This is a genomic window from Burkholderia diffusa (assembly GCF_902499115.1).
In the GTDB taxonomy this organism is placed as follows: Bacteria; Pseudomonadota; Gammaproteobacteria; order Burkholderiales; family Burkholderiaceae; genus Burkholderia; species Burkholderia diffusa.
On sequence record NZ_CABVPN010000017.1, the window covers coordinates 48523 to 62876 of the forward strand.

12 protein-coding genes are annotated in these 14354 nt (G+C 68.4%); 3 read left to right on the forward strand and 9 right to left on the reverse strand.

What is annotated here, in order from left to right; genetic code table 11:
• Positions 1-13 precede the first annotated feature (13 nt).
• The 4 genes from eutC to BTE28158_RS18445 all read right to left on the reverse strand — a co-directional run bounded on the left by eutC (position 14) and on the right by BTE28158_RS18445 (position 5423).
• Positions 14-805 (reverse strand): ethanolamine ammonia-lyase subunit EutC, encoded by a 792-nt coding sequence (eutC, locus tag BTE28158_RS18430; RefSeq protein WP_059602012.1) that lies wholly within the window; start codon positions 803-805, stop codon positions 14-16.
• Positions 802-2199: an ethanolamine ammonia-lyase subunit EutB gene (locus BTE28158_RS18435; RefSeq protein WP_124627941.1), complete on the reverse strand. Its 1398-nt coding sequence runs from the start codon at positions 2197-2199 to the stop codon at positions 802-804. The genes eutC and BTE28158_RS18435 overlap by 4 nt, the downstream gene beginning before the upstream one ends.
• 106 nt (positions 2200-2305) lie before the next feature.
• Complete coding sequence (gene eat / locus BTE28158_RS18440; RefSeq protein WP_151052214.1) at positions 2306-3718, reverse strand: ethanolamine permease; 1413 nt, start codon at positions 3716-3718, stop codon at positions 2306-2308.
• 241 nt (positions 3719-3959) lie between these two features.
• Positions 3960-5423, reverse strand: a complete 1464-nt coding sequence (locus tag BTE28158_RS18445; protein WP_151052212.1) for a mechanosensitive ion channel — start codon at positions 5421-5423, stop codon at positions 3960-3962.
• 278 nt (positions 5424-5701) lie between these two features.
• Here BTE28158_RS18445 and BTE28158_RS18450 point away from each other — a divergent pair, with 278 nt between their 5' ends.
• Entirely contained in the window at positions 5702-6532 is an 831-nt protein-coding gene (locus BTE28158_RS18450; protein WP_151052210.1) for an AraC family transcriptional regulator, read from the forward strand.
• Between the two features lie 81 nt (positions 6533-6613).
• On the opposite strand, the gene BTE28158_RS18455 is transcribed toward BTE28158_RS18450, so the two are convergent.
• Together BTE28158_RS18455 and BTE28158_RS18460 are read right to left on the reverse strand one after the other, a co-directional pair.
• Positions 6614-6985, reverse strand: a complete 372-nt coding sequence (locus tag BTE28158_RS18455) for a zinc ribbon domain-containing protein (RefSeq protein ID WP_174920002.1) — start codon at positions 6983-6985, stop codon at positions 6614-6616.
• 10 nt (positions 6986-6995) lie between these two features.
• A complete protein-coding gene (locus tag BTE28158_RS18460; RefSeq protein WP_151051973.1) occupies positions 6996-9563 on the reverse strand; it encodes a heavy metal translocating P-type ATPase in 2568 nt (855 codons plus the stop codon).
• Positions 9564-9644: 81 nt separating this feature from the next.
• Between BTE28158_RS18460 and cadR the strand changes: the two genes are divergently transcribed.
• Positions 9645-10076: a Cd(II)/Pb(II)-responsive transcriptional regulator gene (gene cadR / locus BTE28158_RS18465; protein ID WP_059602032.1), complete on the forward strand. Its 432-nt coding sequence runs from the start codon at positions 9645-9647 to the stop codon at positions 10074-10076.
• Between the two features lie 68 nt (positions 10077-10144).
• A complete protein-coding gene (locus tag BTE28158_RS18470; RefSeq protein WP_151051975.1) occupies positions 10145-10717 on the forward strand; it encodes a PadR family transcriptional regulator in 573 nt (190 codons plus the stop codon).
• Positions 10718-10742: 25 nt separating this feature from the next.
• Here the strand turns inward: BTE28158_RS18470 and BTE28158_RS18475 are convergent, their stop codons facing one another.
• From BTE28158_RS18475 to BTE28158_RS18485, 3 genes are all read right to left on the reverse strand, one after another.
• The gene (locus BTE28158_RS18475) at positions 10743-12173 is read right to left on the reverse strand and encodes an FAD-binding oxidoreductase (RefSeq protein ID WP_151051977.1); all 1431 of its coding nucleotides are present in this window, start codon (positions 12171-12173) and stop codon (positions 10743-10745) included.
• 12 nt (positions 12174-12185) lie between these two features.
• A complete protein-coding gene (locus BTE28158_RS18480; RefSeq protein ID WP_124627925.1) occupies positions 12186-12974 on the reverse strand; it encodes an ABC transporter substrate-binding protein in 789 nt (262 codons plus the stop codon).
• A 115-nt stretch (positions 12975-13089) separates the two neighbouring features.
• Complete coding sequence (locus tag BTE28158_RS18485) at positions 13090-14244, reverse strand: pyridoxal phosphate-dependent aminotransferase (protein ID WP_151051979.1); 1155 nt, start codon at positions 14242-14244, stop codon at positions 13090-13092.
• Positions 14245-14354 lie beyond the last annotated feature (110 nt).

The following is a 14354-nucleotide window of genomic DNA, read 5'->3' on the forward strand; positions in this document are numbered from 1 at the left end:
ACGGTCGGCCCCGTCACGCCGCGCCGATCCGCTCCGCTTCCGCCTGCGGCAACAACGAATCGCTGTCGTCCTTCAGGCCGACGCCCGTCAGCTTGAGCCTGCGCGCATGCGTCATCAGGTAATGCAGCTTGTGCGCGGCGGCGGCATGCGGCAGCCCTTCGGGCCGCACGTTCGAGATGCAGTTGCGCAGCGCGTCGTGACAGCCGACCTTCGGCGCCCACGTGAGGTACACACCGAGGCTGTCCGGCGAGCTGAGCCCCGGCCGTTCGCCGATCAACATCGCGACGACCTGCGCGCGCAGCAGTTCGCCGATCTCGTCGCCGAGCGCGACGCGCGCCTGCGTCGCGACCACCACCGGGCCGACCCGCCAGCCGTCCGCGTCGAGCCGCGGCCGCACCGCCTGCAGCAACGGCAGCGCCTGCTTCGCGGCCGCGAACGCCGACAGCCCGTCGCCCACCACGAACACGACGTCCGGCGCATCGTCGAGCGCCGCGCCGTAGCCGGCCAGCAGCGCGCGTCCGCCGTCGGACAGCTTGCGGCCGAGATCGGGCCGGCGCAGGTAATGCTGGCGGTCCGGCGCCGCGCTCTGCACGCCGAGCGTCGCGAAGCCGGCCGCGTCGATCTGGCGGCGCAGCGCGTCCGCGTCGAGCGGCTGATGCACGGCGTCGCGCGCCTGCGCGTGCGACAGGTTGAACGCGAGCAGCGGCGCGGTCGGCAGGCTGCTGCCCGCGCGGCCGAGCGCGATCCGCGCGTTCGTGAACGCCTTCAGCTGCGCCCACGGATTCTTTTCGACGGCGTCGCTCATGCCGAAATCCCCATCCAGTCATTCGCGCCCGCGAGCAGCGGCACGCGCGCGTTCGCGGCGCGCAGCGCGCCGCGCGCGTCGGCGATCTCCATCGTCTCCAGCCATTCCTCGAACTCGGGCGCGCGGCGCAGGCCGAGCACCTCGCGCACGTAGAGCTGGTCGTGAAACGACGTGCTCTGGTAGTTCAGCATCACGTCGTCCGCGCCGGGAATCCCCATGATGAAGTTGATGCCGGCCGCGCCCAGCAGCGTCAGCAGCGTGTCCATGTCGTCCTGATCGGCTTCCGCGTGATTCGTGTAGCAGATGTCGCAGCCCATCGGCACGCCGAGCAGCTTGCCGCAGAAGTGATCCTCGAGCCCCGCGCGGATGATCTGCTTGCCGTCGTACAGGTATTCGGGCCCGATGAAGCCGACCACCGTGTTCACGAGGAACGGATCGAACTTGCGCGCGACCGCATAGGCACGCACCTCGCAGGTCTGCTGGTCGACGCCGAAGTGCGCGTTCGCCGACAGCGCGCTGCCCTGGCCCGTCTCGAAATACATCAGGTTGTTGCCGACGGTGCCGCGCTTCAGCGACAACGCGGCCTCGTGCGCCTCGCCGAGCAGCGCGAGCGAGATCCCGAAGCTCGCGTTCGCCTTCTCGGTGCCCGCGATCGACTGGAACACCAGGTCGACCGGCGCGCCCTTCTCGATCGCCGCGATCGTATTGGTCACGTGGGTGAGCACGCACGACTGCGTCGGCACGCCGTAGCGCTCGCGGAACCCGTCGATCATCGCGAGCAGCTTCACGATCGCCGCGAGGCTGTCGGTCGCCGGGTTGATGCCGATCATCGCGTCGCCGCAGCCGTACATCAGCCCGTCGAGCATCGACGCGGCGATGCCCTTCACGTCGTCGGTCGGATGATTCGGCTGCAGCCGCACCGACATCCGGCCGGGCAGCCCGACCGTGTTGCGAAAGCGCGTGACGACGCGGCGCTTGCGCGCGGCCGCGATCAGGTCCTGGTTGCGCATCAGCTTCGACACCGCCGCGACCATCTCGGGCGTGAGGCCCGGCGCGATCCGTTCGAGCGCGGCGCCGTCGGCCGCGGGCGACAGCAGCCAGTTGCGGAAGTCGCCGACGGTGAGGTGAGAGATTTCCGCGAACGCGGCAGCGTCGTGATCGTCGACGATCAGGCGCGTGACCTCGTCGTCTTCATACGGAATCACCGCTTCATTCAGGAACGCCTTCAGCGGCACGCCCGCGAGCGCGATCTTCGCGGCGACGCGCTCCTCCTCGCTCGCCGCCGCGACGCCGGCGAGCTGGTCGCCGGAACGCAGCGGGCTCGCCTTCGCGAGCAGCGTCTTCAGGTCCGCGAAGCGGTACGTGCGCGGGCCGATCGTCTCCGTGTAGGACATCGTTCGAATCTCCTTGCCAGTCCTTGCCTTGCATAACGCCGACGGCGCGCCCGTTCGACGGGGCGCGCCGGATGCCGTCACCAACGGCCGTTCGGGTCCACCATCCTCATTCCTCCAGCAGCACGTCGGCCGGCGCGCTCGCACGCTGCGAACGGGTCGCGAGGAAGTACGCGTAGCCGAGCGCGAGGAACGCGACGAACACCATCGCCACCAGCCCGTTGAAATACACCATCGTCGCGAGGCAAATCAGGGCCGCAACGATCGCGAATGCCGGGAAGAACGGGTACAGCGGCGCGCGGAACGGCCGCGCCATGTTCGGCTGCGAACGGCGCAGCTTGAACAGCGCCGCCATGCTTACGATATACATCACGATCGCGCCGAACACCGACATCGTCACGATGTTCGCGGTGAGCGTCTGGCCGCCGAACTGGATCAGCTCGTCGCTGTAGATCGCGGCAATGCCGACCACGCCGCCCGCGAGGATCGCGCGATGCGGGGTCTTGAAGCGCGGATGCACCTTGCCGAGCCACTCCGGCAGGTAGCCTTCGCGGGCCAGCGCGAAGATCTGGCGCGAATAGCCGAGGATGATCCCGTGGAACGACGCGACCAGCCCGAACAGCCCAAGCCACACGAGCATGTGCATCCAGCCGCTGTTCGCGCCGACGATGTATTTCATCGCCTGCGGCAGCGGGTCGTTGATGTTCGCGAGCTTGGTCCAGTCGCCCGCGCCGCCGGCGAACACCATCACGCCGATGGCCAGCGTGACGAGCGTCAGGATGCCGGCCACGTATGCGATCGGGATCGAGCGCTTCGGGTTCTTCGCCTCCTCGGCGGCCATCGCGACGCCTTCGATCGCGAGGAAGAACCAGATCGCGAACGGGATCGCCGCGAACATGCCGTGGAATGCGCCGACGCTGAAATGATCGGCGCCCGACCAGCCGCCCTTCATGAAATTGCTCCACGCGAAGCCCGGCGACACGACGCCCATGAACACCAGCAGTTCGAAGATCGCGAACAGCGTGACGACCAGCTCGAACGTCGCGGCAATCTGCACGCCGACGATGTTCAGCGCCATGAACACGAGATACGCGCCCATCGCCGCGTGTTTCGGTTCGAGCCCCGGGAACTGCACGTGCAGGTACGCGCCGATCGCGAGCGCGATCGCGGGCGGCGCGAACACGAACTCGACGAGCGTCGCCGCGCCGGCGAGATAGCCGCCCGCCGGGCCGAACGCGCGGCGCGCATACGCGAACGGGCCGCCCGCGTGCGGGATCGACGTCGTCAGTTCGGTGAAGCTGAAGATGAAGGTGGTGTACATCGCCGCGACGAACAACGCGGTGACGACGAAGCCCAGCGTGCCCGCACTCGCCCAGCCGTAGCTCCAGCCGAAGTATTCGCCTGAAATCACGAGGCCGACCGCGATGCCCCACAGTTGCCAGGTCCCGAGCGTCTGCTGCAGCGCGTGCTGGCCGGACGACTTGGCGCCGGCGGCGGGCCGGCCATTCGACTCTGCTTTCATCGGATTCTCTCCTCAAATGCGCCGGGCCTGACGGCCTGCGCGACTGAGAATCGATGCTAGAGAGTCATTAAACGACGTGTTATCGAAATTCGGCAAAGATGACGGCTGACGTTTCGCTGACGGAAATGCCGGCCCGGCCGGCCATGCGACGCGCATCGATGTGCCGGGCGCGCACGCCCGACCGCCCCCTGCGGGCACCACCGCCGGCCGCGCGAAGCGGCCGGACGGGCACGCGGCAGGCTTACTGCCCGCCGCCGCGCTGGTTGAACCAGCGATCGAGCAGCTTGCCGGCCGCTTCGCGGCCGCCGAGCCCGAACGACAGCGCGACCGCCACCGCGATCGCGCCGAGCACGAGGCCGAACGCGAGCTGCACGATCTCGTTGGCGATGCCCATCGCACGCAGCCCCATCGCGAATACCAGGCCGAGGATCGCGAATTGCGCGATGCGCGCGAACAGCACGCTGTGCTCGCGGTCCGCCTGCTCGATCACGCGGCGCGCGAGGCCCGCGAGCCACACGCCGATCACGAGGATCACGCCGCCCATCAGTACGTGGCCGCCGAATTCGATGAACAGCGTGACGACGTCGCGCACCTGCGTGAAGCCGAGCCGGTTCGCGGCCTCGACCGACGCGAACAGCATCGCGAAGAACACGATCAGCCGCGCGACCAGCACCGACGGCTGCAGGATCCCCGAGAACACGCGCTCGACGCCGAGCACGGCCGGCAGCCCGTCGACGCCGGCGGCTTCCAGCAGCTTCTGCGCGAGCGATGCGACGAAGCGCGCGAAGTAGAACGTGACGAGCACGATCACGATCGCCGCGACGATGTCCGGCACCGCGCCGAGGAACTGGTTCAGCATGTTGGTGGCCGGAATCGAGATCGCGTCGATCTTCAGCGCGTCGAGCGCGGAGATCAGCGTCGGCACGAACACGAACACGTAGACGATGGTGCCGACCAGGCTCGATACGCGCACCGGCGTCGGGCTGTCGAGGCTTTGCGTCAGGCGATCGGCGCCGGCGGCGACGAGCAGGTTCGTCACGAGACCGCGCAACACGCGCGCGACGATCCAGCCGACGATGCCGATCACCGCGGCAGCGAACAGGTTCGGCACGATCGCGAGCAGCTTGTCGACCATCCCCTGCACCGGCGACAGCAGGCCGGACAGCGCGAACGACGCGAGAATCGCGGGCAGGAACATCAGGATCACGAGCCAGAACAGCACGTCGCCGAGATAGCCGCTCATCGGCTGCATGCCTGCGCTTTCGGACAGCTTGTCGTCGACCTTGCTCGCCTTCAGCGCGCGGTTCGCGAGGCTGCGCAGCAGCGATGCGATCAGCCACGCGATCAGCGTCAGCGCCGCGCCGCCGATCAGGTTCGGCAGGTAGTTGACGATGTGCGTGACGAGCAGCGAGAACGGATTGGACACCGCGTACAGGTTGAGCACGTTGAAGATGCCCACCGCGGTGACGAGCAGCACGAGCCAGAACAGGCCGCCGGCGATGATCCGCTCGACGTACGCGCCCTGGCCGGTGCTTTCGCTGATCCGCTGATCGACCTTCAGCGCGTTGAGCAGCCGGAGCGCGCCGGCACGCACCGCCACGGCGATCAGCCAGCCGATCACCAGGATGCCGATCGCGCCGGCGATCTTGGGCAGGTATCCGCCTAGCGTGGTCTGCAGCGACGTGATGAAGCTGGAAGCATCCATTTCTTCTTCTCCCGAAAAACGTGGCGTTGCGATTGAACATCGACGAACTACCTGCGTACTTCGAAAACCGTGCGTTGCCGTGCGAGCAACTTACCCGAGAAAAATGACGCGATCATACGATTTCACCGTCTTTAACTTTAGTCGTAGATCGCAGGGGGGCAAGACCCCATTTCGTCATAATAAAAAGGGGCCGGATTTGTCGGCCTCCTACGCATTTCCGCAAGATTTATCAATTCGGCCCGTGCTACCGTGACGTCGGTTCCCGCCCGGACACGCCGATGACCGTCGAAACGAAACCCGACCAGCTCGCCTGGATCCGTTACGCGGCCAGCGTGGCGCGCGTCCACGAATACATTCGCGCGCACCTCGACGGCCCGCTCGACCTGAACCGGCTTGCCGAAGTCGCGTGCCTGTCGCCGTATCACTGGCAGCGCGTCTATCACGCACTGTATGGCGAGTCGGTCGTGCTGACGGCGCGGCCGATCGACGAGATCGCACGGCGCGCGGGCTACGGTTCGACGCACGCGTTCACGCGGGTGTTTCGCGACGCTTACGGCGTGCCGCCGGTGCAGCACCGGCGCACGGGCAGCCACCGGCCCATCTATCCGTTACAGCGAGGAGAAGAAGACATGTTCAAGCATGAAGTCGAAATCCGGCAGCTGCCTGAACTGCACGGCTATGCGATAGCGCACACCGGTTCGTACTTGAAGGTCAGCGAGGCGTTCATGCGGATCGGCGCGTGGGTCGGGCAGCACGGGTTGATCGGCCCCGGCGCGAAGATGATCGGCATTTTTTACGACGATCCGGACACCACGCCCGAAGCGCAGTTGCGCGCGAAGGCCTGCTTCATGCCCGCCGACGGTGCGCCGGACGTCGAGCCCGTGCCGCCGGTGGAGCACGTGATAGTGGCGGGCGGCGAATATGCGGTGCTGTTGCATACGGGGCCGTATGCGGACCTGAAGACGGCCTACCAGTGGCTCTACGGCGACTGGCTGCGTCACTCGGGCCGAGAAGCCGCCGACGCGCCGCCGTTCGAGCTGTACCTCAATACGCCGATGAATGCGGCGCCGGCCGACCTGCGCACCGAGATCTACCTGCCGCTGCGCTGATCGAAAGACGGGTGTGCCTGCACCTGAAACGAAGCGCGCCGGCCGGCGTTCAGACGCCGCCGGCGCGGATGGCCGACGAACTTACGCAGCCTGTGTCCCGCACCCGGGACAGAACCGGGCGTCGGCCGCCAGCGCAGAATGGCAGCGGCTGCAGGACTTGCCGCGTTGCGCGGCACCGCACTGCGCGCAGAAACGCGCATCCGACGCATTGAGGGCGCCGCAGCCCGCGCACGCGAGCTGGCGCAGCGGCATGTTGCCGCCCGGCGCGTCGGTCGACGGCTGCCGGCCCCAGCCGTAGCCGTCGCGGCCGCGCGCATCGTGGCCGCCGTGACCGTCGCGTTGCTGCCCGCCGTGATGCCCGCCGCCACCGTGGCCGCCGCCCTGCCCGCTGCCGTGGCCACCTCCGCCGTGACCACCTCCGTGGCCGCGCAGGATCCGTTTCAGAAAGCTCACAGCCCGCTCCTCATCGCTTCGCCGTCGCGCCGTCGAACACGCTCGTCTTCGACAGCAGCCGCAGCCCGTTGCCGACGACGATCAGGCTCGCGCCCGCATCGGCAAACACGGCCATCCACATCGTGCCGAGCCCCGCGACCGTGAGGCCCAGGAACACGATTTTCACGCCGAGCGCGAAGCCGATGTTCTGCACCAGCACGCGGTGCGTCGCGCGCGACAGCCGCACGAACGCGGGGATCTTGCGCAGGTCGTCGTCCATCAGCGCGACATCGGCCGTCTCGATCGCCGTGTCGGTGCCCATCGCGCCCATCGCGAAGCCGATGTCGGCACGCGCGAGCGCCGGTGCGTCGTTGATGCCGTCGCCGACCATGCCGACCGCGCCCGCACCGCCCGCCGACAGTTCCTCGACCGCCGCGAGCTTGTCCTCGGGCAACTGGTTGCCGCGCGCATCGTCGATGCCGGCCTGCCGCGCGATCGCCTCCGCGGTGTGCGGGTTGTCGCCGGTCAGCATCGCGGTGCGGATGCCGAGCGCGTGCAGGTCGGCGATCGCCGCGCGGCTGGTGTCCTTGATCGTGTCGGCCACCGCGAAGATGCCGAGCACGCGCGTGTCGTCGACCAGCATCACCACGCTCTTGCCCTGCCGCTCGAGCGCGTCGAGCTTCGCCTCCAGCGCCGGCGAGCAGCGTTCGAGCTCCTCGACGAGCCGGTGGTTGCCGAGCCAGTAGCGCACACCGTCGATCGTGCCGCGCACGCCGCGCCCGACGAGTGCTTCGAAGTCCTCTACATCGGCGAACGCTGCCGTCTGCGTGTCGCGGGCCGCGACGGCGATCGCCTGCGACACCGGGTGATCGGAGCGCGCCGCGAGGCTCGCGCCGAGGTGACGCACGCGCGCCGCGTCGACGTCCGTCGCATGCAGGTCGAAATCGGTCTGCACGGGCTTGCCGTGCGTGATCGTGCCGGTCTTGTCGAGCGCGAGCCACGCGAGCTTGCGGCCTTCTTCCAGATAGACGCCACCCTTCACGAGAATCCCGCGCCGTGCCGCGGCTGCGAGCCCCGACACGATCGTCACCGGCGTCGAGATCACCAGCGCGCACGGGCACGCGATCACGAGCAGCACCAGCGCGCGGTAGATCCAGTCGTGCCACGCGCCGCCCATGACGAGCGGCGGCGCCACCGCGACCAGCAGCGCGACCGCGAACACGATCGGCGTATAGACGCGCGCGAACTGGTCGACGAAGCGCTGCGTCGGCGCCTTCGCGCCCTGCGCTTCCTCGACCGCGTGGATGATCCGCGCGAGCGTCGAGTTGGCGGCAACCGCCGTCACGCGATAGTCGAACGAACCCGCTTCGTTGATCGTGCCCGCGTACACCGCGTCGCCTGCCGTCTTGTCGACCGGCAGGCTCTCGCCGGTGATCGGCGCCTGGTTCACCGTCGAGCGGCCCGCGATGACCTCGCCGTCCAGCCCGATCCGCTCGCCCGGCTTCACGCGCACGATCGCGCCGAGCGCGACCTGCGCGGCCTCGATCGTGCGCCACGTGCCGTCGGCGTCCTGCACGGTCGCGGTGTCCGGCGCGAGCTGCATCAGGCCCTGGATCGCGTTGCGCGCGCGGTCGAGCGACTTCGCCTCGATCAGCTCGGCGATCGTGAACAGCACCATCACCATCGCGGCTTCCGGCCACTGGCCGATCGCCATCGCGCCCGTCACCGCGATGCTCATCAGCGCGTTGATGTTCAGGTTGCCGTTGCGGATCGCGATCCAGCCCTTCTTGTACGTGGTCAGCCCGCATGCGAGCACCGCCGCGAGCGCCAGCACCGCCGACAGCCACGTCGGCAGACCGGCCCAGCTCACCGCCTCGGATGCGATCGCGGCGACGGCGGCCAACGCAAGCGGCCACCACGGCTTCGCGGGCGGCGGCGCGACGGATGCTGCCGGTGCGTCGGCCGACGCGGCCTCCGGCGTCATCCCGAGCGTGCGGATCGCGCTTTCGATCGCCGGTTGCGCACCGGGCACGTGTTCGACGGTCAGCATCCGCTGCATCAGGTTGAATTCGAGCGCGGACACCTGCTCCATTCCGCCGAGCTTCTTGCGAATCAGGGTTTCTTCGGTCGGGCAGTCCATCTGCATGATGCGGAACGCCGAGCGGACGTGACCCGACGCGGTCGCCCGCGCGACCGGCAGCGGCGCGAGCGATAGCGCGGCCGGCGCGCAGCATGCGCGGGCCGCGTGGTCGTGGTCGTGGTCGTGGTCGTGGTCGTGGTCGTGACCGGCATGATCGTGCGCCGCGTGGCCGTGCGAGCACGCCGCTCCATGCTCATGCCCGTCGTCGCGCGCATGGTCGGCATGGGTGCCGTGGTCGTGCCCCGTGCCGTGCGCGGATGGGCGATCGTGGTCATGATCGTGACCGCATGCATGCGGCTGCGCGCGGTGCGCCGCCGCGTCGCCATGCGCGTGCTCGCCGGCCGCCGGCGCCGCGTCGGCAGTGGTCGCCGCCTGCGTGTCGCGAGCATCGGCGCAGCACGCATCGGCGCCGCCTGCATGACGGTGTCGTGGGTCGGGGGTACGCTGGGCGTCGGTCATGACAACCTCCTCTATGGCTTGACGGTGTAGAGTTAACACCCTGAAGCCACTACAAGGTCAACCCTTACAACGGAGAAAGCCATGAAGATCGGCGAACTGGCCAAGGCGGCCCGCTGCACGCCCGAAACGATCCGCTTCTACGAGAAGGAAGGGCTGATGCCGGACGCCGAGCGCACCGATGCGAACTACCGCAACTACACCGACGTGCACGTCGAGCGGCTGCGCTTCATACGCAACTGCCGCGCGCTCGACATGGCGCACGACGAAATCCGCGCGCTGTTGCAGCTCACCGACACGCCGGCCGACCCGTGCGATTCGGTCAACGCGCTGCTCGACGAGCACATCGGCCACGTCGACGCGCGCCTCGCCGAACTGACGCATCTGCGCGACCAGCTCACCGAATTGCGCCGCCAGTGCGTCGGCGAACATTCGGTCGAGGACTGCGGAATCGTCCACGGTCTCACGACGATGGAAACCGTCGCGCCAGCCGCGAAGCGCTCACACCTCGGCTGAAACGCTTGTGGAATATGATAGTCTAGTCGATACTAGTTATATTCTTACTAGACATAATCGAACTATTCATGGCAACAAGCCGCCCGTCTCCGCTTGCGCTCGCGGTCCTCGCGACGCTCACCGAAACGCCGATGCATCCGTACGGAATGCTCCAGCAGTTGAAGGCGCGCGGCTATGACGAAGTCGTCAACGTGCGACAGCGCACGAGCCTCTACCAGACGATCGACCGGCTGGTGCGCGACGGGCTGATCGCCGTGCACGACACCGAGCGCGACGGCGCGTTTCCCGAACGCACGCTGTACACGCTGACCGAAGCCGGGCATACGGCCGGGCAGGCGTGGCTGCATGCGCTGCTCGCGGAGCCCGCGCGCGAGTTTCCGGCATTCGGCGCCGGTCTCGCATTCCTGCCGCTGCTCGACGCCGACGATGCGCGCCAGCAACTCGAGCGCCGCATCGCCGCGCTCGAGGCCGAACGCGAACGTCTCGAGTCGCTGCGCAACGCCGCGCAGAACGACCAGGTGCCGCGCCTGTTCCTGTTGCAGAACGAACATGCGCTCGTGCTGCTCAACGCGGAACTCGACTGGGCGCGCAGCGTCGTCGAACACCTGAGGATCGGCGCACTGCGCTGGGTCGACGGCTGACGCGCCCGCCATCGGCGCGTGCCGATCAAAGCACCTTGCCGGGATTGAGCACGCCGGCGGGATCGAGCGCGGCCTTCAGGCGCCGCATCAAGCCGATTTCCGCTTCGCTGCGCGTGTGCGCGAGATAGGCGCGCTTGAGCATCCCGATGCCGTGCTCCGCCGACACCGAGCCGCCCATGTCCCGAACGACCGCGTACACACAGCGATCGATCGCATCGGCGTCCGCGTCGCGCATGCCGGTGAGCGATACGCCGATATGCACGTTGCCGTCGCCGACGTGGCCGAAGAACAGGCAAACGATGCCGGGCCAGACCGCACGCAACGCCGCCTCGCAGCGCGAGGCGAACAGGCCGAGCTCCCCCGTCGGCAGGCTCACGTCGAAGTTCACCAGATGCGGCAGCGCATCGATCGCGAGGCCTTCGCGCAACGTCCACAGGTCGCGCGCCTGCCGCTCGGATGTCGCGAGCGCCGCATCGTCGACGAGCCCCGCGTCGATCGCATCCGCCAGGCCGGTTTCCAGCGCCTGGCGCGCATCGCCGCCCGGCGCGCTCGTCGCGCACTCGATCAGCACCGCGAAGCCGCCGTCGCCTGCGAACGGCGCGACGACGCCGGGCGTGTGGCCCGCGACGTGGTCGTAGAAGGCCGGCCACATCGCTTCGAAACTGACGATCTCGGGCAGTGCGCGCAGGCGGTTCCACAACCCGACGACGGCGTCGTAGCCATGCACGCGGCAGAGCGCGGTGGCCGGCGCGGCGAGCTTCGGATGCAGCCGCAGCACGGCGCGCGTGATGATGCCGAGCGTGCCTTCGCTGCCGATGAACAGCTGCTTCAGGTCGTAGCCCGCGTTGTTCTTCAGCATCCGGTTCATCGACGACACGATGGTGCCGTCGGCGAGCACGGCCTCGAGCCCGAGCACCTGCTCGCGCATCATTCCATAGCGGATCGCGCGCGTGCCGCCCGCGTTGGTCGCGAGCATGCCGCCGATCTGGCACGAACCGCGTGCGCCGAGGTCGACGCCGAACGTGAAGCCCGCCGCGTCCGCGGCTTCCTGCACCGTCTGCAGCGGCGTCCCGGCGCGCACCGTCATCGTGGCCGCCGCCGCGTCGATTGCCTCGACACCCGCGAAACGCTCCATCGACAGCACGATCTCGCCGCCCAGCGCGACCGCGCCGCGGGCGAGCCCGGTGAGACCGCCCTGCGGCACGACCGGCTGCCCGAGCCGCGTGCACAGCGCGAGCGTGCGCGACACGTCGTCGACGCTGCGCGGCCGCACCAGCGCGCGCGGCCGCACACCGGCCGGCTCGTTGTACGCGGTGAAGTAGCGCGGATCGATCCCGGCCGCCCGCGTGACCAGCGAGTCGCCCAGGCCGGCGACGAGCGCCGCCTCGAGCGCGTCGTCCGCCTGCACCGTCGCACCGTGGCCGCCTGTCTCCGCGCCCGTATCCAGGCTCTGCATCGTATGCGTCCGTTATTTGGTGGAGATGTCGATATCGCCGAAGTATTTCTGGCCGAGCGACTTCACCGTGCCGTCCGCCTTCAGCTTGTCGATCGCGGAATCGAGTTTCGCCTTCAGCGCGTCGTCGCCCTTGCGCAGGCCGAACGCGATCCCGCTGCCGAGAATCCGGTCGTCGCGCACCGGCTGGCCGACGAACGCGAAACCGTTGCCGTCCGGGCGCGACAGGAAACCGCGCTGACCGGCCGGCGCGAGCACCAGTGTCGCGTCGAGACGGCCCGCCACGAGATCCGCATACACCTGGTTCTGATCCTGGTACGCGACGATCGACACGCCGGCCGGCTCCCAGTGCGCCTTCGCGTAGGTTTCCTGGATCGATGCCTGCAACACGCCGACGCGCTTGCCCTTCAGCGATTCCGGCGTCGGCAGCAGGCCGCTGCCGGTGCGCGCGATCAGCTGCGTCGGCACACGGTAGATGATCGTCGTGAAGTCGATCGCCTGGCGCCGCTGCTCGGTCGCGTTCATCGCCGAATTGATCGCGTCGAACTTGCGGCCCTTCAGCGCGGGAATCAGCCCGTCGAACGACGTCTCGACCCACTTGCACGACAGCTTCGCGGTCTGGCAGACGGCGTTGCCGACGTCGATGTCGAAGCCCTGCAGGTCGCCGTTCGGCGCCTTCGACTCGAACGGCGGATATTGCGCCTCGAGGCCGAAACGCAGCGTTTGCCCGTCGGCGAGCGCCGCGCCGGAACCGAGCGCGCACGCGAGTGCGAACGCGAGCTTGAGTGTGTGTGCATGCTTCATCGTGATCTCCTGGCTTGTCGGCCGGCGCCGTGCGTTCGCACGTGCTCCGGTTCCGTCGGTGGCTTTCCGTGCGACGTACACGTCGCCTGCTTGGGGTGCGGGCCGCGCCCGCGATTTACAGCGACCGCAACCGCCGCGCGCCTTCGATCAGCGTCGCGTCGTCTTTCGAGAAACTGAGCCGGATCACGCCGGCGTCGGTGCCGTCGGTATAGAACGCCGACAGCGGAATCGTCGCGACGCGCGCATCGCGGATCAGGCGCAGCACGAAGTCGCTGTCGCGTTCGTCCGAGAAGTGCCGGAACCGCGCGAGCATGAAGAACGAGCCTTCGCTCGGCAGCAGCTCGAAGCGCGAACCGGCCAGCTCGCGCGCGAGCAGGTCGCGCTTGGCCTGGTAGAACGCCGACAGGCCGAGATAGCTTTCCGGCCGCGCGAGGATCTCCGCGAACGCGACCTGCATCGGCGTATCGGCCGAGAACACCATGAATTGGTGCACCTTGCGGATCTCGTCCATCAGTTCGGCCGGCGCGACGCAATGGCCGACCCGCCAGCCCGTCACGTGGAACGACTTGCCGAACGACGACACGATCACGCTGCGCTCGGCGAGCTCACGGTGACGCGCGACGCTCTGATGTTGCGCGCCGTCGAACACCACGTGCTCGTAGACCTCGTCCGACAGGACCACGATGTCGGTATTGCGCGTGAGTTGCGCGAGCCGTTCGAGATCGTCGGCGGAGAACACCGTCGCGGTCGGGTTGTGCGGCGTGTTGACGATGATCATTCGCGTGCGCGGCGTGATCGCCGCGGCCACTTCGTCCCAGTTCACGCGGAAATGCTCGGGCGACAGCTTGATCGCGACCGGCGTCGCGCCCTGCAACCGCACGATCGGCGCATAACTGTCGAACGACGGCTCGAAATAGATCACTTCGTCGCCCGGATGTACGAGCGCGCTGATCGCCGCGTAGAGCCCTTCGCTCGCGCTCGCGATCACCGTGATCTCCGTGCCCGGGTCGTAGCGCGTGCCGTACAGCACCTCCGTCTTCTCCGCGAGGCGTTCGCGCAGCGACACGACGCCGGCCATCGGCGCGTACTGGTTGTGGCCGTCGCGCATCGCGCGCGCGACGCTCTCGACGAGCGCCGGATCGGGCGCGAAATTCGGCGCGCCCTGCGACAGGTTCAGCGCATCGTGCTGCGCGGCGAGCTGGCCGATCACCGTGAAGATCGTCGTCCCGACGTCCGGCAGTTTCGATCGGGGCGTGGTGGCGCTTCGCATGACTCCTCCTTCAATTGTCCTTCGCGCCGGCCCGCGCGACGCACGCGGCCCGGTTCGTGACGCATGATTTAGCCCGAGCCAATAAGGGCGGACAACCGAAAGTTCGTCAT

Bases quoted from the DNA above. Each gene is read 5' to 3' on its own strand.
- eat (WP_151052214.1), bottom strand. From the start codon at position 3,718: ATGAAAGCAGAGTCGAATGGCCGGCCCGCCGCCGGCGCCAAGTCGTCC.
- BTE28158_RS18475 (WP_151051977.1), bottom strand. From the start codon at position 12,173: ATGCAGAGCCTGGATACGGGCGCGGAGACAGGCGGCCACGGTGCGACG.
- cadR (WP_059602032.1), top strand. From the start codon at position 9,645: ATGAAGATCGGCGAACTGGCCAAGGCGGCCCGCTGCACGCCCGAAACG.
- BTE28158_RS18435 (WP_124627941.1), bottom strand. From the start codon at position 2,199: ATGTCCTACACGGAGACGATCGGCCCGCGCACGTACCGCTTCGCGGAC.
- eutC (WP_059602012.1), bottom strand. From the start codon at position 805: ATGAGCGACGCCGTCGAAAAGAATCCGTGGGCGCAGCTGAAGGCGTTC.
- BTE28158_RS18450 (WP_151052210.1), top strand. From the start codon at position 5,702: ATGACCGTCGAAACGAAACCCGACCAGCTCGCCTGGATCCGTTACGCG.
- BTE28158_RS18485 (WP_151051979.1), bottom strand. From the start codon at position 14,244: ATGCGAAGCGCCACCACGCCCCGATCGAAACTGCCGGACGTCGGGACG.
- BTE28158_RS18470 (WP_151051975.1), top strand. From the start codon at position 10,145: ATGGCAACAAGCCGCCCGTCTCCGCTTGCGCTCGCGGTCCTCGCGACG.
- BTE28158_RS18480 (WP_124627925.1), bottom strand. From the start codon at position 12,974: ATGAAGCATGCACACACACTCAAGCTCGCGTTCGCACTCGCGTGCGCG.
- BTE28158_RS18445 (WP_151052212.1), bottom strand. From the start codon at position 5,423: ATGGATGCTTCCAGCTTCATCACGTCGCTGCAGACCACGCTAGGCGGA.
- BTE28158_RS18460 (WP_151051973.1), bottom strand. From the start codon at position 9,563: ATGACCGACGCCCAGCGTACCCCCGACCCACGACACCGTCATGCAGGC.